This is a genomic window from Microbacterium sp. VKM Ac-2870 (genome assembly GCF_015350795.1).
Classification (GTDB): domain Bacteria; phylum Actinomycetota; class Actinomycetes; order Actinomycetales; family Microbacteriaceae; genus Microbacterium.
This window is the reverse complement of record NZ_JADKSH010000004.1, coordinates 59453-82153: the sequence shown is the minus strand read 5'-3', so window position 1 is coordinate 82153 and position 22701 is coordinate 59453. Positions and strand designations below refer to the sequence as shown.

At 65.7% G+C, this 22701-nt stretch carries 15 protein-coding genes; 7 read left to right on the top strand and 8 right to left on the bottom strand.

From position 1 onward, the window contains the following. Window position 1 precedes the first annotated feature (1 nt). Window positions 2-373, bottom strand: coding sequence for an ArsR/SmtB family transcription factor (locus ITJ43_RS11150; protein ID WP_194583931.1), 372 nt, complete (start codon window positions 371-373; stop codon window positions 2-4). Between the two features lie 214 nt (window positions 374-587). On the opposite strand from ITJ43_RS11150, the gene ITJ43_RS11145 reads away from it, so the two are divergent. From ITJ43_RS11145 to ITJ43_RS15420, 4 genes are all read left to right on the top strand, one after another. Further along, a complete protein-coding gene (locus tag ITJ43_RS11145) occupies window positions 588-1406 on the top strand; it encodes a TnsA-like heteromeric transposase endonuclease subunit (protein ID WP_194583930.1) in 819 nt (272 codons plus the stop codon). Continuing rightward, a complete protein-coding gene (locus tag ITJ43_RS11140; protein ID WP_194583929.1) occupies window positions 1399-3441 on the top strand; it encodes a Mu transposase C-terminal domain-containing protein in 2043 nt (680 codons plus the stop codon). The genes ITJ43_RS11145 and ITJ43_RS11140 overlap by 8 nt, the downstream gene beginning before the upstream one ends. After that, window positions 3390-4484, top strand: a complete 1095-nt coding sequence (locus ITJ43_RS11135; protein WP_194583928.1) for a TniB family NTP-binding protein — start codon at window positions 3390-3392, stop codon at window positions 4482-4484. The genes ITJ43_RS11140 and ITJ43_RS11135 overlap by 52 nt, the downstream gene beginning before the upstream one ends. A 359-nt stretch (window positions 4485-4843) precedes the next feature. Beyond that, complete coding sequence (locus ITJ43_RS15420) at window positions 4844-6187, top strand: zinc-ribbon domain-containing protein (RefSeq protein ID WP_416361072.1); 1344 nt, start codon at window positions 4844-4846, stop codon at window positions 6185-6187. Window positions 6188-6224: 37 nt separating this feature from the next. Here the strand turns inward: ITJ43_RS15420 and ITJ43_RS11125 are convergent, their stop codons facing one another. Beyond that, a complete protein-coding gene (locus ITJ43_RS11125) occupies window positions 6225-6422 on the bottom strand; it encodes a hypothetical protein (protein ID WP_194583926.1) in 198 nt (65 codons plus the stop codon). A gap of 188 nt (window positions 6423-6610) precedes the next feature. Then, window positions 6611-6991 carry a hypothetical protein gene (locus tag ITJ43_RS11120; RefSeq protein WP_194583925.1) on the bottom strand — a complete coding sequence of 127 codons (381 nt, stop codon included), beginning with the start codon at window positions 6989-6991 and terminating at the stop codon, window positions 6611-6613. Between the two features lie 62 nt (window positions 6992-7053). On the opposite strand from ITJ43_RS11120, the gene ITJ43_RS11115 reads away from it, so the two are divergent. Further along, complete coding sequence (locus tag ITJ43_RS11115; protein ID WP_194583924.1) at window positions 7054-7335, top strand: helix-turn-helix domain-containing protein; 282 nt, start codon at window positions 7054-7056, stop codon at window positions 7333-7335. A gap of 368 nt (window positions 7336-7703) precedes the next feature. Here ITJ43_RS11115 and ITJ43_RS11110 read toward each other — a convergent pair whose 3' ends face one another. Next, complete coding sequence (locus ITJ43_RS11110) at window positions 7704-8036, bottom strand: DUF6221 family protein (RefSeq protein WP_194583923.1); 333 nt, start codon at window positions 8034-8036, stop codon at window positions 7704-7706. A 445-nt stretch (window positions 8037-8481) separates the two neighbouring features. Here ITJ43_RS11110 and ITJ43_RS11105 point away from each other — a divergent pair, with 445 nt between their 5' ends. Beyond that, window positions 8482-9933 (top strand): ATP-binding protein, encoded by a 1452-nt coding sequence (locus tag ITJ43_RS11105; RefSeq protein ID WP_194583922.1) that lies wholly within the window; start codon window positions 8482-8484, stop codon window positions 9931-9933. Continuing rightward, window positions 9930-11912, top strand: coding sequence for a Druantia anti-phage system protein DruA (locus ITJ43_RS11100; protein ID WP_194583921.1), 1983 nt, complete (start codon window positions 9930-9932; stop codon window positions 11910-11912). Before ITJ43_RS11105 ends, ITJ43_RS11100 begins: the two co-directional genes overlap by 4 nt. On the opposite strand, the gene ITJ43_RS11095 is transcribed toward ITJ43_RS11100, so the two are convergent. The 4 genes from ITJ43_RS11095 to ITJ43_RS11080 are packed head-to-tail and all read right to left on the bottom strand — an operon-like array spanning window position 11913 to window position 22636. Then, entirely contained in the window at window positions 11913-13160 is a 1248-nt protein-coding gene (locus ITJ43_RS11095; RefSeq protein ID WP_194583920.1) for a PD-(D/E)XK nuclease family protein, read from the bottom strand. Next, window positions 13148-18724 carry a DEAD/DEAH box helicase gene (locus ITJ43_RS11090; RefSeq protein ID WP_194583919.1) on the bottom strand — a complete coding sequence of 1859 codons (5577 nt, stop codon included), beginning with the start codon at window positions 18722-18724 and terminating at the stop codon, window positions 13148-13150. The genes ITJ43_RS11095 and ITJ43_RS11090 overlap by 13 nt, the downstream gene beginning before the upstream one ends. Beyond that, window positions 18714-19805, bottom strand: coding sequence for a hypothetical protein (locus ITJ43_RS11085; RefSeq protein ID WP_194583918.1), 1092 nt, complete (start codon window positions 19803-19805; stop codon window positions 18714-18716). Before ITJ43_RS11085 ends, ITJ43_RS11090 begins: the two co-directional genes overlap by 11 nt. Further along, complete coding sequence (locus tag ITJ43_RS11080; protein WP_228495790.1) at window positions 19805-22636, bottom strand: hypothetical protein; 2832 nt, start codon at window positions 22634-22636, stop codon at window positions 19805-19807. Before ITJ43_RS11080 ends, ITJ43_RS11085 begins: the two co-directional genes overlap by 1 nt. Window positions 22637-22701 lie beyond the last annotated feature (65 nt).

Genomic DNA, 22701 nt, shown 5'->3' with positions numbered 1-22701 from the left:
GTCATTCTCCTTGGGTCGGGCGGGGATCGTGCGGGGATGCCGGCTCTGCCAGCAGCGCGTCGAGGCGATCGATGCGCGAGCGCCAGAGGTCTTCGTAGCGGGAGAGGAGCGCCCGGGCGCGGGCGATCATGCGGGGGTCCGCACGCACCAGCCGCTCGCGTCCCTCGGCGCGTTTGACGACGAGACCCGCGGCTTCGAGCACCGCGACGTGCTTCTGCACGGCCGCGAACGACATGTCGTAGTCGGCGGCGAGCGCCGACACCGACTGCTCGTCGACGATCGTGCGCCGCAGGATGTCGCGCCGCGTCGCCGCCGCCATCGCGTGGAACAGGCGGTCGGTCTCATCGTCACTCAACTCAGTTTGTGCAACCATTTGGTTGTACGTTAAACCCAAGAATGCCGCGTGTCAACGCCCGTCCTGTCGGGAACGCGTTCTCGTTGCACTTGTGGGCTTTACGTTGCACTGGTCCCGTTCGTCGTTGCACTGGATGCAGCGAAACGCCGATGCGGCTGCGCCCGCTCCGCTCCCCCAGCGGGAGTATCAGCACCAGGCACGCAGCGTCGCGAGCCCGTAGGGAGGCATCCAGGTGCGACCGGTCGACATCGCGAAACAGATCACGACCAGGCGCCGCTCTGCGGGCACCGAAGTGCACTGGGTGCCGCGCGCAAATGAGAACGGCGCCGGCCTCGAGCAGCAGCACGGCGTTACCAGCAGAGAGCTCGGCGAACGGGACTGGGCTGCGATTGATCCTGTGCAGGTGCGCACCTCGAAAGGCGTCCGTCACTACTTCACCGGCGCGCTGTACTTCTGGGAGCGCACACGCAGTCATGTGTGGTGCGAGTCTCAAGCAGAGCGCTGGGAAGTCCTGTGGCTGGACTACGGCGGGCAGGTTAGCCGGCTCTGGGCGCAGCCGATGGCGGTCGCTTTCGGACACGGTTCGCGGCTGTCCGGGCATTGGCACATCCCCGACCTGCTGGCTCAGTTCATCGATGGCAGTTACGGCCTGCTCGATGTTCGGCCGGCCGCCCGCATCGACGACGCGGCTACGCTCCAGTTCGACGAGACAGCGAAAGTCTGCGCCGCGCTCGGGTGGCGCTACCGTGTACTCGCCGGCCATGACCCGCTCGCGACGAGAAACCTCGACTGCATTTCTGCGTCCCGCCACGATCGCTGCAGACCGACCGCGAGGATGGAGGCTCTGATCTTGGACGCCGCACGAGGCGGCCGAACGCGCGGCGAGCTATGCCGGATCGTGTCGCCGGACTGTCCGCCGCTGGCCTGCGCTTGGGTCGACAACCTCGCGTGGAGACGGCTCCTCGACCTTGATCTCGCTTCGACCTTCAGCAGTGACACCGTCTACTCGACCTCGGAGCGCATCCGGGAAGGAGCGTTGACCCATGCCTGACGACCACAAGCTTCGACTCGGTGATGCCGTCGAAATCGACGGCGAGACCTGGGTGTGGGAAGGCGTGCGCCGCGGCACCGAGGCGAAGCTCCGGCGAGACGGATCTTCTGACGACTGGTTAGTCCTCTCTGTACCCGAGTTGCTCGCCCACGCCGGCACCGCGCGACGCGACACCGATCTACCGCTGCGACCCAGCCAAGGCGACTGGCCGAGCGATGTCCTCGACATGGAGAAGCATCTCTTGGAAGCCTTCCGTGGAACCCCGATGGACGTGACCGCCACGAAGCCACGAGTAGCGTACGACCCAGCAACGACCCGCCAGGAGGAACGAATCGCCTCCAAGACCGCCGAGATCGCGGGCACGTCGCTCGGACGATCTCGACGCACGCTCTACAACCTATGGAACGCCTACCAGGCTCATGGCACCGCGGGCATCGATGCCCGGATGCACCGCAAGGGCAAGAAGCGGCTGGCCATTGCGAAGGCCGACCCCCGACTGGTCGCCGTCATCGACCGCGCACTCGACGATCGCAAAGACATGCCCACGAGCACTCGACGGCACTGCGCGTTGCTCGTTCGTCGGACGTTGTCGCAGATGTATCCGGGCGACGCGATCTGTGAGATCAAGGACGGAACGCTGCAGGGGTACATCAACGAACGGGACGCCGGCAGATACAGCTTCGCGAAGGCGACGACGCGACGCACGGCCGCCAACAGCCCGGAGCGCGAGTTCTTCTCCGGGAACGCGTCTCGTCTCGGAGCGGTTTGCGAGATCGATTCGACCAAGCTCGACGTCCAGGTGTGGGACGACAAGGGCAACGTGTTTCGGCCAACCGCGACCGTGCTGTTCGATGTGGCAAGCCGGGTCCCTCTGGCATGGGCGATCCACGCAGACGCTCCGAACGGCTTCGATCACGCGTTGCTCTTAGCCCGAGCCATTGTCGGTCGGCGAGCTATCCCAGGTTCAGCGGCGGCTGTGCTCTCGGGGTCCGCCACGCTCCCGGTTGAGTTGATGAAGCGAGTGAACCCATACCTCGACGACGACTCGCTGGCCGTGCCGTGGATCTTCCCGCACGCGATCACGATCGACGGGGGTGCAGATTACCGCTCCGCCACGTTCGAGGCAGCATGCCGCGCATTCGGCATGACCCTGGTCCTCGCACCACCCAACGCCCCGACAGTGAAACCGCACGTCGAGCGCAACTTCGGCACTACGTCGACGAACTTCGCAACCTGGTTGGCGGGCGCAACGGGCAACTCAGTCGCCAACCGCGGCAAGCGCGACGTACCGACGCTGACACTCGACTCGGTACGCCTCGCATTCGAGACGTGGATCACGACGGTCTACCTCAACACACAGCACGGCGGGCTGAGATCGCCGCTGTTTCCCGGTCGGGAGTGGACTCCAAACCAGATGTATGCGGCGCTGTTCGAGGTAGGGCCGGGCGTTCAATTGCCGTTCCGTGCCGAGGACTTCTTCGCACTGCTGCCCACAAAACCTCGCGTGATCAGCAACGAAGGCATCGCGTTTCAAAACCGTACCTACGACTCGCCACTGCTGGCCGATCTCCGGGGACGCTCGATGACCGGGACAGGCTCGCCTGGGTCGAGAAGTGCCCGCAAGGTCGACATCAGCTACGACCCGTACAACCTCAACGCCGTCTGGGTACATCATCCCGAAACTAAGGATTGGATCGAGTGCTGGGACACGGCGCTCGATGATCGCTCGGCATGGATGGCGGCGGAGGCCGCTGTGAAGCTGGTGGAGCGGTTCGGGGCCGCCGACGGCGGCGAGACTCCGAAGACGGCGGAGTTCTTGGATTCTGTTGAGCGGCGGGCGCGCAGCGACAAACGCGCCCGCGCTACACACCTCCGAGATCAACGTGGCCCGGCTAGGGCAGGCGACACGGTTGAAGGATCTGCCGAGTCAACGCCCATCAAACTGCGAGAGTGGGCCGCTCCGGTCGACGTAGACGACATCGATTGGAACTCGTCGGCATACGACATCGTCACCATCAAGGACATCCGCTCGTGATCGTCGAGCCACTGATCTTGGATCACGACCGCAAGACCACCCTGCCCGGCCTGCGAGAGGCCTTCAGCTCGCTCCCACCGCCTCCGCCCGCCCTATCGTTCGCTGACTACGCTGCCATGCCCGCTAACGATCGCGCGGCCTATGACCAGGCACGCGATGACTTTCTGCGACTAACGCTACGGGTGCCGACCCCTGAGCAAGACCTCAGCGCCGGCATTCTCGCCAAGCTCATCCGCTCCAATCCTCGCCGCAAGAACTCCCGCCGAGGACTCATGATTTCTGCCCCGATGTTCTACGGGAAGACCGAGCTCGCGCTGCTTCTGGCTCGTTCTGTCGAGCACGAACACGCTAAGCGCTATCCGGAGTACGCCGACGACGGCGAGGTTCCTGTGGTGTGGATTGAGATGACCGACCACGGGACCGGGAAGGCACTGCTCGCGCAGATCATCCGATTCGTGGCCCCGACGATCGTGCTGCCGACGCACATCACGACAGACGAACTCCGGCACCGCGCCGTCGATCTGTTGCGCCTCCACCGCACGAAGCTTCTCGTGATCGACGAGGCGCACAATCTCGGGGGCAGCGAACCCTCGAGCGTCATTAAGGCGTTGCAGAACGAGTCGTCAGCGACGGTCGCTTTGGTCGGCATCAGCCTCGCGAGCGGAACGGCCTTCGGTAAGGGCGACGGTCTGCAGGTCACGATGCGATGCGAGATGGTGGAGCTGCACCGGGCTGACGAGACCGATGCCGGGCGCGCGTTGTGGGACAGATGGGTCACGACGTTCGATCGAAATCTCCCGCTTTGCGAACACGCTCCTGGCACGCTGACACGGAATGCCCGGGCTTTGCAGAAGGCCGCGGACGGGCGTCTCGCAGTACTCGCTCTGATCGTCGAACGGCTGGTCGCTTCAATTCTCGACGACCACCACCGGCGCGACGAGCAGGTCACCCGCCACCGGCTCTTCACCGCGCTCGACGGCCTGCGCCACACGACACCGGTTCGGCACCCGATCACGATTGAAGATTTGGTCGAGGCGGCGTGACAGACGCTCGAGCATGGGCGATCCGGCCGAAGTGGCACCGGCTGGAGACACCGCGCTCGTATGCGCAGCGTCAGTGCCGAGCTACGGGAGTCCCGTTCGAGGACGTCGAGCGAGGGCTCACCTCCGAGAAGCAGCTTTACATCTACCGGGTGTGGAAGGACGAGGCTGCGGCCGCCGCAATCGTCGAGGCGGCCGCCGGACGACCCCCCGGCCACCACCTTCGGCTGCGCGCTATCGCACAGCCAAACCCCTCCTTGACCTATCCCCAGCGCTTTCTTTGCCGTCTCTGCTCGGCTGGCGATCACGTGGAGCAAATCCCGCACGATCGCGAGAACTGGTGCCTTCGACATCCGGGGCAGATGGTCTGGGTGGGCCCAGGTACGACCACTGAGACACAGCAGATCGTGCCTCATGACAGAGCCCTATTCAGAGCCGAGCGCGGGTTTCGGCGCCTCGTGACCCGCGGCCACGTCGGCCCGCGATTACACGCTCGGGCATGGGAGATGGTGCGTGACAACGCGTGGCTGACACGACCCGAGGGGTGGAGCGCCGCAGTATCGCTCTGCGCAGACGACCGGGAGATCCGCGGTCGCGCGGCGCTCTACGCGGAGACCATCGCAGTACTCGAGGTGATTTCCGACGCGAAACGAGTCCAGCGACTGGCCGCGTGCTCGTCAGTCGACCTCCGCCCCGCGATCAAGAGCGCGCTGGCCGCTATCGACGGGCCGATCGAGGTTCTCGTGGAACGGATTGTGCTGTGGCTACGCCCTCTACGCCGCGAGGTATGCGCGACCCGCATCGAAGACCTCGACGTCCCGTTAGAGGTCGTCCACACCTCGGCAATCATCGACGTATCTGCCCCCTACCCTTTATGGATTCAACGATCTCCGCAGGCGATCGCCGAATGGGACTGGAGACGCAATGCTGGCGACCGCGATCCCTGGGGACAACAAGGTACGTCGGTGAAGGCATCGTGGGTTTGTGATCGCGGTCATCGGTGGGAGACCTCGCCGTACGTACGATCGGTCGCGGGGTGTCGATACTGCGCCGGGCAAGCGGCGTGGCCCGGGCAGACGGACCTCCGTACGGAGTATCCCGAGCTCGCGGCGGAGTGGGACCGAACTCCAGGAGCGAATGCAGGTGACCCGGACGGGGTCGGCGCTAGATCCAATCGTCGTGTCCGCTGGGTGTGCGGGAAGGGGCACCGATGGCAGGCGACCATCGCTAATCGCACCCGAAACGGCTCGGGCTGCCCCTTCTGCGCGCGCAATCGGGCGAGTCCAGGTGAGACGGACTTGGCGACCGTTATGCCGGATCTTGCGGCCGAATGGGACTACGAGCGGAACGGCGAGTCGTCGCCTTCTTTAGTCGGTGCTAAGTCAGCGAAGAAGGTGTGGTGGGTTGGTCAGTGTGGTCATGGCTGGCAGGCAGCGATCAACAACCGCTCGGCGGGTCAGGGCTGTCCGTTCTGCAGCGGCAAGCGCGCCTTGGCGGGTGTCACCGACCTCGCCACGGTCCGTCCCGATCTCGCGAAAGAGTGGGACGCCGCGAACGACTTGAAGCCGCAGGAGATACTCCCCCACTCCGGCAGGAAGGTTGTCTGGAGGTGCGCGGCTGGGCATCGCTGGGAAGCGGCGGTATACAGCCGGTCGGCCGGCCGAGGATGCCCCCACTGCTCTGGTCGGTACCGAGAGCCGAAGTAGGCGGCAGGCGCTGGACAGCTCCGACTGACAGTCGCGACTACTCCTGCTCGGCCTCGACGTCCATATCGGGGCTCCCAGGTAAAAGGTCGGAGGCTTGAATGTCGTCAAGAACAACTGCGAGCTGGCCAGGTGTCTTGCTCACGTCGTCGAAGAGCGCGTCAGCGATTCGCCATAGCTCCACCGCAGCCTCGGCAAGTGTGTACAGGTCCTCCGATCCCTCTTCCGTGTCACTCATCTGCAGCGCTCCTCCGTTCACAGAACCGTCAATAGTGTCACTACTGTCGCTTCGATGCATCAGCGCGCAGCCAAAGTCGGCCCGGGGGCGGACCACCTATGCGGCCTGATACTCGACGGCTTAGAAGCGGCACCTCGAGCCACCCACGCGACAGTGTCGTGACGAATTCCACCTGCCTGACCGACTCCTCACGACGCAGGCGGAACTAGTGCGAGGCTGCCTGGTCGCACTACTTCCCCCGCGCCGGCGATGAAGCTGATCGCTCCGGTCCGACACCAATAGAGAAGCAGCCAATCACGCAGTAGCTGGAGGTGTGCCTCTTGGTCGCCGCGTGGCCGTTCCTGATCCGCGATGACCGTCAGCCAGTCGTCGGGCTCGAACATCGCATCTAGCAGTTCGGCGGGTGTCGGACCTTGCGAATGCTCATCCCACCAGTCGCGCGCCGCCTCGTACGCATGCTGTGCGGTCGGTAGACCATTGGGCTCGGAGACGATCGCGATCAGTGCCTCGAGGAAAGGATCGCGGGCGGCCATCTGGAAGCCGCCCACGTCCACAAGATCGAAGCCCATGAGCAAGAGAATGCCATACGGATTAGGCCTTCTCCGGGAGGCTTCGCGGCAAGCCTGAGAGGGTGCGCAGGAATCCGGACCCAAGCTCTGACTGGAGCGCGTACGTCCGTGAGATAGGAACAAATATCCAGCGTCAGCGGCTCGCCCGCGGTTACAGCCAAGACCGGGTCGCTTACGAAGCAAACCTGAGTAGGTACACGTTTCAGAAGCTCGAGAAGGGCGAGTCCCGTCCGGACACGGCCGCCAACCCACGACTGATGACACTGCTCGCGATTTCGCAGGTGCTGGGCGTGGAGCTCTCAGCCCTCCTCCCCTCGCATCCGCCAGATCTGACGGCGCGGTAGCCGAAGCCCGTGTCGGGTAAGCGCGGATCACCGTGCGGACGGGTCCCTCCTTGCCCTTTCTGCCGAAATTCGTCGCGACCGACGGGCTCGCGCTCATCATCGTGGCCCTCAGCCGCCCCAGACGGCCCGCGCCGATGATCGTGATAGGGATGGGCGCCTGGTCGGCCCTGCCTGCAGGCCCCGGATACACCTAGTTCACTATCCCGCCGTCATTATCAGCGGCATCCTCACCGGAATCGGCCTTCACTTTGGCGCTGTTCACGCGGCCAACGCAATTGGTCAACGAGCCGGTAGCGACTCAGCGTCGATGAGCCCGAGCGGGTGGCCTCGCGAAAGTCTAGGGAAACGCTAGATATCCCTAGACTTCGCTAGACCCGCCAGTCGCTCCGGTAGTCGGGATGATCCGCATGAGCGAGGGCGAGTTCCCGAAGCACTGCCGCCAACGTCTCCGCTGGCACCATTGCGGGCGTCGCCGCGCGGAACGCGTCGACGATCCGGCGCTTGGCGGCACACTCTGCGAACACTCTCTGATAGTCGATCGCGACGATCATGCGTTCTGGGTCGAACGCGAACTGCGTCGCCCAGACGCAGAATCCGGTATCTGCCGTCGGTGACACTGACGCGACATGGTCCGCGATCCGCTCATCCTCATCGATCCGAGCCAACAGGAACGCCACAAGCCCCGTCGATTCTTCCGCCATATCAACCTCCTCGAGAGCAACCTGCCAGGATCGCACACCGTACGTCCTCCAACGCACCCTTGGGAGGTCGTGATGCCCAATTCACGCCGACGTCAGAGCCCTGCTGCATACTCAGATGCAGTCCAGGACCGACCGACTAGATTGGAACCCGGGTGCAGAACCCGAGGCGTCGAGAGCATCCTCGTCGCCCAGACTCACGTTCACATGCGCGTTCTGCTGCGCGCCGTGGCATCAGATTCGGCCGCGCGGATGACTTCGGAGAAGCTCCGCGCCCTTGTGGCTAGGGAGAGCATCGAAGCTGTCTCCCGACTCATTCAGTAGATCGCGACATGGGCCTCGAGGCCCCGCACGGTGCCGCACGAAGTCGTATGGATCCGCTGCCTGCACTGACCACCTCCGGCGAGCTACTCTGGAGGGACCCCGTTCCGCACTGAAGGGACCCCGCATGGACCGGATTCACCGGCGCGATAATGGCCTTATCGTGCCCGCAAACTTCATCCGCGCCGCCCGAGAATCCGGCTACCTGAGCGTTTCGAGCGCCCTTGCCGAACTCATCGACAACTCGCTGCAGGCTGGTGCGACGGTCGTCGACATCCGGGTCGATCGGGACACTGACCGCAACCTGCCCCGGATCACCATCGAAGACAACGGTGGCGGCATGGACACGGCAGAACTGGCAGCGTGTTTGCGCTTCGGGGGCTCATCGCGGTTCGATGCTCGCGATTCCTTCGGCAGGTTCGGGATGGGACTTCCCGCCGCGTCTCTCAGCCAGGCGCGACGAATCGAGGTCACCGCATGGCGGCCGGGGTCCGCCGCACAATCCGTCACGCTCGACGTCGACGCCGTCGCGACCGGTCACCCCGCGGATCTCGCCCCGGCTCCCGGCGCCGCCGGCGCATCACCGTCGGGCTGCCGGGTGGTCTGGCACGACTGCGACCGTATCGAGTACCAGCGCCTGGCTTGGTTGGAGCGCGCGCTCCATAAGGACCTTGGACGGATGTTCCGCCGGTTCCTCACCGGCGCGTTCGCGTTGCGCATCAACGGCCGTATCGTCGAGGCGTCCGACCCGACGATGCGGTCGACAACGCTCCACGGACACACCGCGCGACTCGCGTTCGAACCGCTCAAGTATGAGGTCGCGACCGCCAACGGGTCGACCAGCCAAGTCACGGTCACGTTCACCATGCTGCCGGTCGCACACTGGCACGACCTCGACAACACCACAAAACGTCGCCGCGGAATCGTCGGTGGTGGCGGGATATCGATCCTCCGCGCGGGGCGAGAGATCGCAAACGGCTGGCACCTGATGGGTGGCAAACGCAAAGAGAACTACGACGACTGGTGGCGATGCGAGATCGAGTTCCACCCGGCGCTTGACGAGCACTTCGGCATCACCAGCAACAAACAGGGGATCCGGCCCACCGCCACGCTCCGAGAAGCTCTCGAGCCGGAGCTCGAGTCCATCGCACGCATCCTGAATGCCCGGGTGAGGCAGGCATTCGAGGAGGTAAAGTTTGAGGCCGCGGTCCAAGGATCCTGCCGGATCGCAGGTGCCGCGGATGGGGATCTTCCTGTCATCCGCTCGCATGGGCGCGCTCGCGGTGCACTCAGCTACCGCCTGAGCGTCAACCAACTGACCGGGGACTCCATGTTCGATCTGACGCTGCGGCAACGCCTCCTCGACGTCACAATGAACACCGATCACCCGGGCTACACCGCGCTTTACCGGCCTTTGCAGGATATGGGCGACGCTGCGGCACCGGTACGCACCGCTCTCGACCTGCTTCTCCTGTCCTTTGCACGATCCATCGCCGCCGCCGGCCCCCACGAGGACGACTACCGCAGTCTGCTGCAGGAATGGGGCACCACGTACGGGCGGATGCTGGAGAAGTCATGACCGACGACGAGACCAAATTCGTCAACATCTCTCTGCCGACCGGAACGTCACGAGCTGAACGAGAGGGATATCTCCGCCTCTGCAAGGTGCTCGCCGCAGTCTCCTTCGATGCCCTGCGGCCCATGGTTCGGGAGCGCCTGTTCGCGGACGCGGAGATCAGTGATCTCTACAACCGCCCCACGCTCGGCGCGGCCGCGCACACCCTCATCGACCTCGTCGAACAAGGATGGACACTCAAGCTGTACCGGCACGGGCCGCTCCTCATGCCCCCTCCCTCGCACCCCGATCCCGAGACGGAGAAGGCCCGCATCCGCCGGCAGGAGCACCTTCGACGTGACCCCCAGCTCCGCCAACCAAGTGTGCGCCGATTCATCGAACGCATGGAAAAGCCTCGCGAGCATGCGGGCGGACTGGTGTCGATCTTCAACCTGATGCGTGATGGTCGTGAGCTTGCAGACACCTTAGAGACCGCGGACGATCCGAACACGGTGATCAAGCCGTACGTGCAAATCGTCGACAGCGGCAAATGCGAGCACACAGGACTCGCACTCCACGATATCTGGCGATACTTCCGGCACACCTGGTCCAACGCGTACTTCACCGTGCCGGGACGGTCCATGCCGATCCTGGTCCGCGACGCCGCCACCGCGCACCATGCGGTGATCGGACTCGCCGCCGTCTCCAGCCCCGTCGTTCAGATCGCCGAACGCGACCAGTGGATGGGATGGGACACCGACACGTTCCTCGAGGCGATCCACGAGACGCCAACGTCGAAGGTGGCGCAATGGTTGTCCGCCCGCATCGACACGCAACTGCATGAGATCTATGTCGAGGACCTACTCAACGACGATGTCCTCCAACCCGCCGCACTCCAGCAGCCCACCCTCGAGGCCGTCGCGCTCCTGCGCGCCGACGCTGAACGACACCGGCAGAAGCACCACCGGACGCCGTTGCGTGAGGTTCGACAGATCGAACGAGATGACTGGACCGAACGGGCCCTCACCCCCTTGTTCCGCAGCAAACGGGCAACGGCGCTCGCGGACACGCTGGAGGCTTCCCTCGCCCTGCACCCTTATCTGCACCCCACACCGACCGCCGAAGGCCTCTCGGCGGCGCTTAAGGACACCAAGGCGAGGACGCAGATCCGTCGACTTGTTCGGCACGCGCGAGGCGAAAGGGTGGGCACGGTCATCGCGGATCTGACGGTGTGTGGGGCGGTCGCGCCATACAACGCGCTGGCTGCCGGAAAGCTCGTCGGAGCGCTGGCCGTGTCCCCCAAAGTGATCTCCGCCTACTGCACCAAGTACGCGCGGCCAAGCGAGATCGCGTCCGCGATGGCCGGGCGAGGTATCGAACGAGAATCGCGTCTCTCCTTCATCAGCACCACCTCGCTTTACGGCAGCGGATCCAGTCAATACAACCGGCTGCGGTGGCCGGCCCAGGTGATGGGAGGACCGGGCGACCAGCAGATCAGGTTCCATCAACTCGGACGCTCCCGCTCCTTCGGCACGTCGCAGTTCACGGACGACACCGTCGACGCGCTCGTCCGACTGTCCCGATTGCAGGGTGCGACGGTCCGGGTCAACAGCCTGTTCGGTGAGGGCGTGAGCCCGCGGTTGCGGAAGGTTCGGCTGGGTCTTGCTGCGCTCGGGTGGTCAAGCAACGACCTGCTTAGGCACGGCCGCGAAAGAATTGTGTACGGGGTGCGGCTCGTAGAGAATCTACGCGATTACTCGCTCGGCATCGACCCGGACCCCCGTTATCTCGTGAATCCCGAGCAGGTCGACGGGGAAGCCGCAGTCGCGCAGTGGTGGTTCGAACGCTGGGGAGGACGCCGCGCCGGTCAAGCGGCTGTCGCCGAGTCGATGCGCGCCCACCGGTTGGTGCGCCCTCTCCGGCACGGTGCACGCGTGTCACTTCCCGACGTCGAGGATGCGCCGTCCGAGCAGACGCCGCCGGTGACCGCCCAACAGGCTTGACTACCCCGACACCACTGACAAGATCTCGGAGCTGCTGTTCAACGAGGCGATCAAGGCATCCGCCTCATCAGGGTCGATGGTGCGTCTCACACCCAGAATCCGCACCTGCTCACCAACCGGCAACGTGAACGACGGGCGGGGAGTGCGCACGAGCAGATTGCTGCCAGTGCGCCCCTCCCGCAACACCCAGCTCTTCACGCCGTGCTCCCGCAGCACCGTCCCCTCCACGTCATACCAGCCGCCGTTGACAACATCCACGGTGTTCGGCGTGCCCCTCTCCCAGTACTCGTCGCACAGGCCGCGCACGTCACACGTACCGCACTGCTCCCCCACGACGGCTGCCGGACGGTTCGCGGCAACCATGGCGTCGGCGCGACCGACCCTGGCGGTCACCTCCGCACGGAGGTCCGCAAGTTCCGCCTCTGTCGGGACGGGCACCACCACATCACGGTCCGGGTAGGCGGCAACCAGCGCGGTCACCGGGAGAGCGTCGGGGTTACTCTCGCGGTCATCCATCCACAACAGCGCGTACAGCCGGAGCTGGTCGCGGTGCGTCGGGGCCTCTGCGCCTGTCTTCGTGTCCATGATCTCCGCACCGTCGGCGTCCACGCTGAGCACGTCGACGCGACCCCTAACGCGCAGGTGCGCGGCCACCAGTTCGCGTTCTGGATGGGTGCCTCCCCGAATCGGGTAGCGCTTCGCGGGCAGCCGGGTCGGCGCACCGACCGGCGCCGGCGTCGGCGTCGGCGCCGGCGCCGGATGCGGGTGCAGCGTCATCCGGTTGAGGTAACTCTGGATCTGTTCGCGCGCCTCCGGCAGCCAGTCCGAGAGGGCACGATCGATCTGCTCCCGCCGGTCCGCACTGATCCGCGGGTTGCCGTCAAGTCGTCGCAACTGTTCGTCGAGGGTGCGCTGCGCAACAGCCGTGTAGCCTCCGAGATCCCGCAGCACCGTGACGGCGTCAGCGGTCCGCGGCGAGACGCAGCCCGCCGTGACCAGTGCGGTGACGATGATCTGCAGCGCCCCGTGCACCACGTCACCCTTCATCGCGGGCAGGTTCGGCAGTCGCGGATACCCATGCTGCGCCCACAGATCCGGGTAATCCGCTCGTGCCAGGGCGAATCGGCGCGGGCAGATCTCGGCTTCCTTCAATGAGGAGTAGCTCCACATCGCCGGCACGGTCGGCAGGACCCCCGGACCGTGGCTGATGCCGGTGTCGTAGAGTCTCGTCTCGTTCAGCTCAGCCACCGCAGCACCTGCTGGCTCGCGACGGGCAGGTTTCGGGTCACGACGATGTCATCGATCGGGTGGATCGGTACACCACCAAGTTCTTTCGCATCCCAGAGTTCCTGCGTGGGAGGGGTGTCCCGGGTCAGCGGACTCTGGATGTAGAAGATGCGGTCAGTGCCGTTGCCGCGAGCGAGGATCGGGGCGGTGACCGACCCGATCCCCGGAATCAGCACCGGTTCGTTCTTCAGGAACTCGATGCCCGTGATGTCACGGCTCTGCAGGTCGGCGAGGAGCTTGTCGATCGACTGGTTCATCCGAGCCTCGTTCAGCACCGGGCTGATGCCGTCCAGGACATACCGCAACAGCGCTGCACCGATCTGACGGTCGAGCAGGCTGTGCTCAAACCGGTTGCGGAAGCTGCGCAGGCACCGGTAGCAGGACGCGTCGCAGTCGGCCGGGCAGTGCTCAAGCCGGTCCAGCGCCTTCCGGAAGATCGATTCCCCGTACCCGTGCACCCGCCGAGTGAACCCGGCACCGCCGGCGAGCGTGTCGTACAGGTAGATCTCAGCCTCCAGCCCGTGGTTGCCGCCCGGTGTCAGCGCGGGGCGGTACTCGGCCTGCAACTCACTCGCGTCCACGTCGAGCTCACCTGTCGCAGCAATCGTGAGCGCTTCCGCGACGGTCCGAAGCGCCACCTGCGTGGACAGTAGTTCCGGGCGCAGGGTGAGTGGCTTCTCGACGCTCAACCGCACGAGCAGCACATCGGAGATGAAGTCCGTGCCCAGCACGAGACCCTTCGTCGAGCCCGACCCCTGACACTCTTGTTCCCGCTCATCGGGGAACGGCTTGGCGTGGGGGCCAGCGACGATGCCCGTCGAACCATGGCTCGGTTCGATCAGGCCGCACTTCGTGCAGTACGTGTATCCCTCGCCGCGTGGACCGGTGTTCGTGACCAGCAGTGTGTCCCGCCGGTAGGTCTGCTCGAGGCGGGGTGTGACGTGATCCCAAGCTTCTTCGCGCTCCGGGCCCTCGGCGACAAGTTTGGCGCGGGTGGCGTAACTGTTCGCCGGTGCGTCGTCCGGGCTGGTGCCGGGATCGTCGTTGGCGCGATGGGCGAACCCGGGCGGTCGCATCCAGTTCATCGCCTTGCCGAATTTGCCGGTCGCGCCGCACGCGTCGCAGTCACGCTCCTCGCCGCGCTGGGCCTCGTCTGCTGGGACGTGCTTGGCGTAGTGGCAAACCTGGCATTCGAAGTAGAGCATCTTGTCGCGCCAGGCTTGAGCTCGTTCTTTGTGCATCGGCGCGTAAATGGCGCCGGAGGTCCATTCCTTGTTGTCGATCCACACCACCTTGCCGGGCGCGTACTGGGTCAACGCGACCGGCAGGCCCTGGCTCGGCGCGTACCGGAACTCAGTGTGGAATCGTTCCGACTTGGCACGGTCGAACACGTGGAACGCCACCACATCGGTCGGGAACGCGTACCTTGGCAGCACGCCTTTGTAGAGGAGGCGATCGAGCAGGTTCGACTGGCTGCGCTGCTCGGCGGGCACCTCGGCGCCGTCCTCGCCGGCATCGCCGTCCTCGACCGCGACCTCTTGTGGGGCGGCGTCGCCCTCTTCCGGTTCGGGCAGCTTCCCATCGGCTTGCAGGTCGAGCGCGTCATCGATCGCGCCGAGGGTCGCCGTGATCAGGCCGTCGAGGAGGTGCGATCGGTCCGTTGCGGTGAGCTCCGCTGGCAGCCATGACGCGATGTCGACCGTCAGCACGGTCTGATGCTCGGTCAGCCACTCTTCGAAGTCGGTGCGGTTCAGCGGTGACGTGGTGCCCATGAAGCCGCGGACGGTGCCGAGCACTTCGAACAGTTGGGGCTGATCCTCGGGGTCGATCTCGGGCAACCTGTCCTGGTTGTACCGCTGCAGCAGGTAGGCGATGACATGACGTCGCGCGATCTCGTCGTTGTCCAACGTCAGCACCGGGTCGTCCACGTCGCCGCGGATCATGAGGTGCGGGTTTCGGAAGTAGTGGTCGTCGTGCGTGTCAGCACTGCCGAATGCGACGACCGTGGCGACCGCGTTGCCTCGACGACCCGCACGGCCCGCCCGCTGTTGGTAGTTAGCACGCGATGGCGGCATGTTGCGCAGGGCGACACCCGACAGGCTCCCGATGTCGATACCGACCTCCATCGTGGTGGTGCACGAGAGCACATCGATCGCGGCGCGTTCCTGTTCCCCCGGTCGCGGCAATCCGACATCGATGTCCTGGAACAGGAGTTCGTATTCCTCGGCACGTGAGAAGACTGCGTCGGATTGGGCCGCATTCAACTGTGCGGTGTGCTCCGCGGCGATGATGCTGAGGATGGGTTTGTGGGGAGACTGCAGGGCACGTTCGGCGCTCTGCCGGTAGTAGCCCTTGCGCGCCTGGAAGACCTCGTCAGTCGTGGGGTCGAGGGTGCGCACCTGGTTCTGGTCGCAGTTGACGCAACGTGTTGATCCCGGGAAAGGCCGCTGGGTGAACCGGCACCGCTTGCAGTATCCCCACAACCCGCCCGGCTCCAGCGCGACCGTGCCGGCGAGCAGTCGATACTTCGCGCCCTCCAACTCGCAGAACGCAGGAAGCAGCACCGGCAGCCACTGCTCCTTGAACTTCTTCTTCGCTGCCGGCGTTCCCAGCCAGCGGTCGATGGCCTGGAATCTGCCGGTGTGGGGCTTCACGCCGCCCTTCTGCCGCCACCACTCCGAGGTCATCGTCGGGAACCAGATGCCGCGCGTAGGCGTCGCCCACTGCGCGAGCCACAGCCGGACCAGGGCGAGGCGCTGCTCGTCGGTCGTGGCGACACCATCGATGGCTGGCAGGTCCGCGAGGAGGTCGTCTCGCAGGCTGGTCTTCTCCCGGATCGACGCGAGGCCCAGAGACACCAGTCCGTAGTGCTTGTCGGTCAGGGCCAGGTAGATCGCACGCAACAGGGCCTGCGGGGGCGGGGAGGTGAGCATCAACAGTTCCCCGCGCGCTTCTTCGTTGCCTGTCAACGCCCCGTTGTCGACCGCCTTGCCGACCGCTTTCAGAACGTGGAGGGACTCCGCTTCCCGAAGTTCCGGACGCAACCGCACCTCGAGTTGCTTGGCTCCCACCATCACCGCCAAGTACAGACGCTCTAAGCTCAGCTGCTTCCCGATGCCCGGCTGGGCGGACAGTTCTTCCCACCCCTTCAGGATCAGCGGCCGGATCACGTCTCGCATCGAATACGCCTGCAGGTTGGGCGCCAGACGTGCGGCTACCTGTCGCGAGTCGGAGAACGCCAACACCTTACGGCCGCGCAGCGGCGCGAACGTGGAGTACGGGGCACTGGGCGGCTGGACTTCGATCTGTCGGGTTACCAGTGCCTGGAACGGCTGGTCGCCCTTCGTCTGGTGGTCCTGAACGGAGGAACGGCCGAAGAACCCCGCCAACTGTCCGCAGACACCGCACGGTTTGAATTCGCCGTCCGCTTCGGCTTGGTCGTCGCCGTCATCGCCATCGTCGTCGCTCGTCACCTTTTCGCCGCTGCGCAGCTTCGGGAGAAAGACGATGCGGCCGCGGACCGGCGGCTTGTCCGGATCGAGCCGGCCGGTCACCAGGTCGATCTCGGCGACCTGAACCTCTCCGGCCTGCGGTTCTTCCAGCAACAGATCGAGGGGAAACAGTTCGGGGACCGCGCCGGCGGTGGTCTGGAAGGCGCCGCCGCTCTCATGCCACAAGAACGTCGGATGCTGCAGATCATCGGTGTAACCGCGCGCGTAGGCCGAACCGCAGTGACGGCAGGTGTAAAACTCGAACACCCGCGCCCCGCACTGGCAGGTGGCCCGCGGTTGCGGGTACAGCCTGCCGATCGGTCCGACGCTCGGCGGCAGATCGTCACGTTCGACGGCCTTGCACTCGGGGTCGATGCACGCCCACAGCCCGGGAAGCCCTCGGAAGAACGCGTGCACCCGGCAGGGCAGCAGGCCCGCTTCCTCGGGGGTACGGCGTGCGGCGCTGCCCAGCGCGACGAGGGCGGTGACCGCCTTGTCCGCCAGCTCGGTGGCGACGTCGGGGAACACCGCTGTGCCGAGTTCGTGCAGCGGTTGCGCCTTCTGCATCGTCTCGTTGATGAGCAGGTTCATCGGCTCGTAGCCTGCCAGGGCGTCGTGGAGCAGTGACGCGACGGGACGGTCCCGGTCGGCCACACCTCGGTCGGTAAGCAGGTCGGCGACCGCGACCATGCGTGCCGGTTCGGTCTCGGCGTTGTAGAAGTCCGCGAGCGGGAGGCTGGCGAGCAGCGTCGCATCGGCCGGCATGCCTTGTGCAGCACCGGCTCGCAACGCCGGTTTGCTGGTAACCGTCCGGAAGTCGGCTTCGTCCTTGCCGGTCAGTTGCGCGGCGAACTCGCGGGCATACTCGGGGGTGCTGAAGCTCGCGCTCGTCGTGATCACCTGGACACGATCCGGCGTGATCCCCAGCCGGGATCGCAACCGGCGCAACAGCAGTGCGACCTCGGCGCCCGCGGCCCCGCGGTACAGGTGCGCCTCGTCGACGATCAGTAGGAACTTCTCATCCGGGTTGTCCGCCAGCCACTGCCGGGTGTGGTCGAACACCGGCCGCTCGAGCGGCCTCATCAGCATGTACTCGAGCATCGAGTAGTTGGTGATGAGCACGTCCGGGGGTGCGGCGAGGACCTCGTGGCGGGTGAGGAGTTCCGGGTCATCCGGTCCCATCACTGCCCGCAGGAACCGCCCACTCTTCACGTCCTTCCACTTCGAGTGCTTGGGTCCGAACCACGCCTTAAGGTCAGGTTTCGCGGGCCACTTGCCCCGCGCCTCCAGCTTCTCCTTGAGCTTCTTCGCCTGCGCGTGCCCGGGCGCTTTCGGATCGGCAGCTTTATCGATCAGCAGCAGGTAGAAGTCCTCGATCGACCCGAGCCGCTTCTGATCCTTTTTCACCGTCCGCACTCCCGGGTACAGGGTGCGGCTGGTGTAGCGCGCGAAACGGGCTGGGCGACCTGCCCAGGCATGGAACTGCGTCGTCAGCCGCGGGTCGCCCAGCAGCAGACGCAGACGCGCCAACTGGTCGTTGACCAGCGCGTTCATCGGGTAGAGGATCAGCGCGCGCACGGCGGGGGCAGCGAACGAGTCCGGCCGGTGCTTAGCTTCGGTGGCCAGCTTGGCGAGCATCGGCAACAGGAAAGACTCGGTCTTCCCGGAGCCCGTTCCGGTCGTGATGGCGAGGCTTTTGCCGTCGCGAGCCGCCCACTCGATCGCTTCCGCTTGATGGGTGTAAGGCGGATCGTGCAGCAACCGGTCGAACTCACCGACCTTCTGGGTGAGCGGGGTGAACAGGTCGTGCACAGCGCCGTCGACGTCGAGTTCAGCGAACTTGCGGTTGGTCTGGTATCGCGGCGTGCTCTCGATGAAGGGAGCTCTGAACAGCACCCCCTCAGTCAGCAGCAATTGGCGGCGCTGCTCGATGATCGTGGGGTGACCGACATGGTACGTCGCCTCGATATACTCGCGTAAGGCCGACTGGATGTCGTCGATCGTCTCGGCGATCGTGGGAGCGTCAGACGCCATGTGGTGCCTCCTCTTGTGTCATCCACAGCATGTCGATCAGAAAAGTCCCGACGCCGTCGGCCGCACTCTCGGGCACACGGAACGTGAACAGCGCACCCGTCGTCTTCCCGAGCGGCATTCCGACGAACTGCAGGTAACGTTCCGCGAATCCCGGCAGAGGCGAGAAGAAGTCGAAGACGACGTCACCGCCAGTTGCGCTGCCCGCGCGGCGACGGAAACGTTGCGGCACGCCACGGGCAGCATCGGCCGCCGCTTGATAGCGCCATGCCTCGTCGCGACCGGGCAGGACCGGGTTATCGACCGGCCAATCCAGCAAACGCGACGGCACGCCATGCTCACACCGCGCCAGACACCACAAGTCGGCGCCGTAACCCTGCGGCCGGCGGGCGATGAAGTCCCCGGTATCGGAATCCGCCGGCGGCCGCCAACGGCCCGCGTAGTACCGCACCGAAGATGCCGGGTCGAGGATCTGGATGTCCTCGAGGTGGCCGGCGAGGGCGGCGGTATCCAGGCACACCCGAAATCGATCGAGAAGTTCGGTCGGAGTTTCGATGGCCGGTCGGGCAAGCCAACGTTCTGTCGCGACGCAACGCAGCCCCCGGTCGCGCAGTTGCGTCGGCCCGGCGTCTGCATTGAGGTTGATCGACCGTGTCGAGCCTTCGTAGTCGATCGTCTGGGCAAGATCGTCCGGGATCAGTGGCACACCGAACGGTCTGATGCCGGTGAGCAGGTAGCGGCCCGGGTGTCGTTCGATGAACGACGGCGGCGCCAGGTACAGCAGCCGCGCCGACCGGCCATTGTCATGGCGAAGTTCCAGCAGGTCCCCGGAAGCGACCAGTTCATCCAGGATCTCCCCGATGCCCGACCGAGTGACCGCACCGGCACCGGCGAGGGGCTGCACGGCGCCGTACACGGCATCGGCGAGCCGTCCCGGACTCGTCGGGCACAGGAACGACGCGGCTCGGCGCAGCGCAGCGGCCAGCGCCTCGAACGAGGTCAGGTCGATGATGTCGGGGTCCAGGCCGAGAGTTCGTATCGCCGCGGCGGCGGCCATCTCGGGCGTGAGCTGGCTGATCTGCATCAGAAGCTCCGTTCCACGCCGTCGGCGTCGTTCAGGGCCCGGGTGCCGAGAACCGCGAACCGTGCGGCGCGGTAGAGCACCGGGGTCTGCATGACCTGCTCGAGCAGGAACGTGACCTCGTCATTGGGAAACTGGGAAAGATATCCGGGACGGCCGGCGAGCATCAGCAGGAAGCGGGACACCGCCGGGTGATCGCCGAGCCCACTGCTGGCGAGGTGCGGTGCGATGACGGCGTCAAACCCGAGCAGCAGGCTCCCGGACGATAGCCACTTGTAAAGGCTGTACGCGATCGCGGTCGCAAGATCCTTGTGGGATGTGGAGATCCCGACAGCCTGCTGCATCTCGGCGAGCAGGTCCGCGACGTCCTGAGCGTGGGCGACCTTGCGTTCGATGCCGCCCCAGTGGCTCCCGCCGATGATGGTCCCGATCGCGCGGGCGATGCCGTCGCCGATCACCTGCTGCTGATACATGACGAACGCGTCCGCGGGCAGTTCCGCGTTCAGCCACCGCGCGTGTGCATCGACCAACTCGCGGACGTCGGTCAGGGTGCGCCCGGCGGTCGGCACCGCGGGGCGCAGATCGGGTTGCTGAAGGAGCGCGTTCGGTTCGGTAGGGAGGATGAGAGACGCCGACGCGTCACCGGCGCGGGCGACGACAAGTCCCCCGCGCGGCGGGGCGCTGATGTCGGCGCCGACCGGGCGCGGCACGGCGGCGGTCGGCGACTGCACATCGTAGAACTCGATGGTCGTGGCGTCGCCGTCGGTGCGGTCCACCAGGCGAGCGTGGACGTGTCCGTCGTGGTTGCGCGCGAAGCGCCACCGCAGCGGCTGGAAGCCACGCTCACAGGTTAGGGTCGCGAAGCCGACACCGGCGCGAGCCACGGTGATCACGCAAGACTCTGCGTCGTCGTAAGCGTCGCTGAAACGGTGATCCTTGCGGATCGCTTTGGCGAGTGTGGTCCACGCTTCCTCGTCGAGGGGCAGGTGGGTGGACCGTCTCAGGTCCGCGATCGACTGTCCTTGCTCGCCACGCAGGCTCACCTCGATGTCCGCCTCGGCACCGGCGGGCCCATCGATTACGAGATGGGCGCGGTCGTCCCACAATTCGCTGAGGGTTGGGCGGGCAGGAGTGGCGAGCAGACGGATGCCCTCGCCGACGGCGGCGCCCTCGGGGCGGATCTGCGGGTCTCGGATCGTGATCACGAGGGAACCGACGGTCATCGGGCGGTCATCGTCTCCCAGCAGACTGACACTCGCGATGTGGGTGCCGACGCTCAGGCCCTGCAGGGAGAACACCAGTTCGCTCTGCCCGGCCGGCCACTCAAGGAAGTACACATCCCCGCCGATCGTCAGCCGGCATCGTTGCGGAGCCAGTTCGGATCGGATCCCGAGGATTGCCGGTTCCCCCGCAATCCACTCGGCTTCCCCCTCACCGTCCCATGCGCTGGCGACGATGCCGACCGGACGGATGGCGACGTGCGTGAGCACGGCGATGCCGCCGGCGGTCAGCGTGGCGGCATCCTTCTCACTGACCTGCTCGGGGACCGCGAGCTCGTAGCCGCGCACCCCCTCAACGTTGACCTCTATCTTGGCAACCCAGGGCACCGTCGGCGGGGTCAGTGAACTCGCCCCGATCAGCAAATAGCGGTGCCCGGGGCGAACCAGCTTGCCCTTCACCTCGATCGCCAGGCCGGCGCCCTGGCGGCGAAACAGCCACCACGGCCCTGGGGTGATGCCGCACTGGTCTGCCAGGATCCGGTTGGTCTCCTCCTGCGCCCGGTCTAGCCGTAAGAAGGCTTGATCGGTACGCGGCCATGTCGCGAACCGGACCGACTGGCCGGGGTAAAGCAGTCCGCTCGGCGGCACGTGCCGGTCGGCGCCATCGACGAAACCCCGCGACACCCGCAACTGCCGGAACACGTCGGGCAGCCCCGCCCCCAGCGGCGTCAAGTCGGGGAGCTCCGCATAGGCGTTCCACTCGCCCTCAAGACGCAGATACAAGCGCGGATCGGTCGCGCGTGGCTGCGCGTGCGGCGGCGATGCCGTCTGCCCCTGAGTCGAGGTCGGGCGGAAACCACGTGCCCGGTGCGCGGACTGCTGGGCCGTTCGCAGCCAGTGACGCGCCTGCTGCTCCTTCGAAAGATCGGTCACGATCCGGTCGAGCGTGGAGTTGAGAAGGTAGGGGCTGGGTGAATCGTGCCCGGACAACAGCGCGGCGGCGACCTGTCCGACAAGGGTGGTGTTCTCGCAGAAGATGCGGAACCGCTCGGTATACGACGCTGCCCGACGTGCCAGCCTCAGGCCCAGGGTCGGTGGGTCGTCGAGCAGGTCCGACGTGAGCGCGCCGCTGAACTCATAGAGCAGTTGGGCCAGTTGTCGCTGAAGGTAAGTCGGCAGCACACCGTGCGTGATCGGCCAGGCGATGATCGTGAACGCCGCAGCGAAGGCGCCCGTCGGCACGGCGCCACCATATGCGGCCGCGAACTTCGTGAACCACGATTTGATCAAGGCGCGGTGCTCAGCTCGCCACCCGGGCGTGCGCTGCTCGAAGGTTCGCCAGTACTCATCCCCGACATAGTCGTAGCCGGCCTCAGCGGCGTACACCACGAACGGCAACCACCACCGACGATGGCGAGAGCCGAGGCCTTCGAACACCGCAGTCCGCACCGTCGCGATCAGCAGATCAAGGTCTTCGGCAGAGAGCTCGTGTTCAAGAGCGAAAACGGGCGCAGTGACCTCCAGACCGGCGCGCTCGTCCCGAACGATACTGAAATGGGTGTCAAGGCGCGCGTGAAGGTGCTCCAGCATCTCGTCGATCGAGCTCGACGCCACATGCGACATCGTTGCGGCCCCCACCTGTCGTATTCCCCCTGACTCACATCAGTGTGGCCGAAACC

Bases quoted from the DNA above. Each gene is read 5' to 3' on its own strand.
- ITJ43_RS11150 (WP_194583931.1), bottom strand. From the start codon at position 373: ATGGTTGCACAAACTGAGTTGAGTGACGATGAGACCGACCGCCTGTTC.
- ITJ43_RS11100 (WP_194583921.1), top strand. From the start codon at position 9,930: ATGACCGACGACGAGACCAAATTCGTCAACATCTCTCTGCCGACCGGA.
- ITJ43_RS11120 (WP_194583925.1), bottom strand. From the start codon at position 6,991: ATGGGCTTCGATCTTGTGGACGTGGGCGGCTTCCAGATGGCCGCCCGC.
- ITJ43_RS11090 (WP_194583919.1), bottom strand. From the start codon at position 18,724: ATGGCGTCTGACGCTCCCACGATCGCCGAGACGATCGACGACATCCAG.
- ITJ43_RS11125 (WP_194583926.1), bottom strand. From the start codon at position 6,422: ATGAGTGACACGGAAGAGGGATCGGAGGACCTGTACACACTTGCCGAG.
- ITJ43_RS11105 (WP_194583922.1), top strand. From the start codon at position 8,482: ATGGACCGGATTCACCGGCGCGATAATGGCCTTATCGTGCCCGCAAAC.
- ITJ43_RS15420 (WP_416361072.1), top strand. From the start codon at position 4,844: ATGGTCTGGGTGGGCCCAGGTACGACCACTGAGACACAGCAGATCGTG.
- ITJ43_RS11140 (WP_194583929.1), top strand. From the start codon at position 1,399: ATGCCTGACGACCACAAGCTTCGACTCGGTGATGCCGTCGAAATCGAC.
- ITJ43_RS11085 (WP_194583918.1), bottom strand. From the start codon at position 19,805: ATGCAGATCAGCCAGCTCACGCCCGAGATGGCCGCCGCCGCGGCGATA.
- ITJ43_RS11110 (WP_194583923.1), bottom strand. From the start codon at position 8,036: ATGGCGGAAGAATCGACGGGGCTTGTGGCGTTCCTGTTGGCTCGGATC.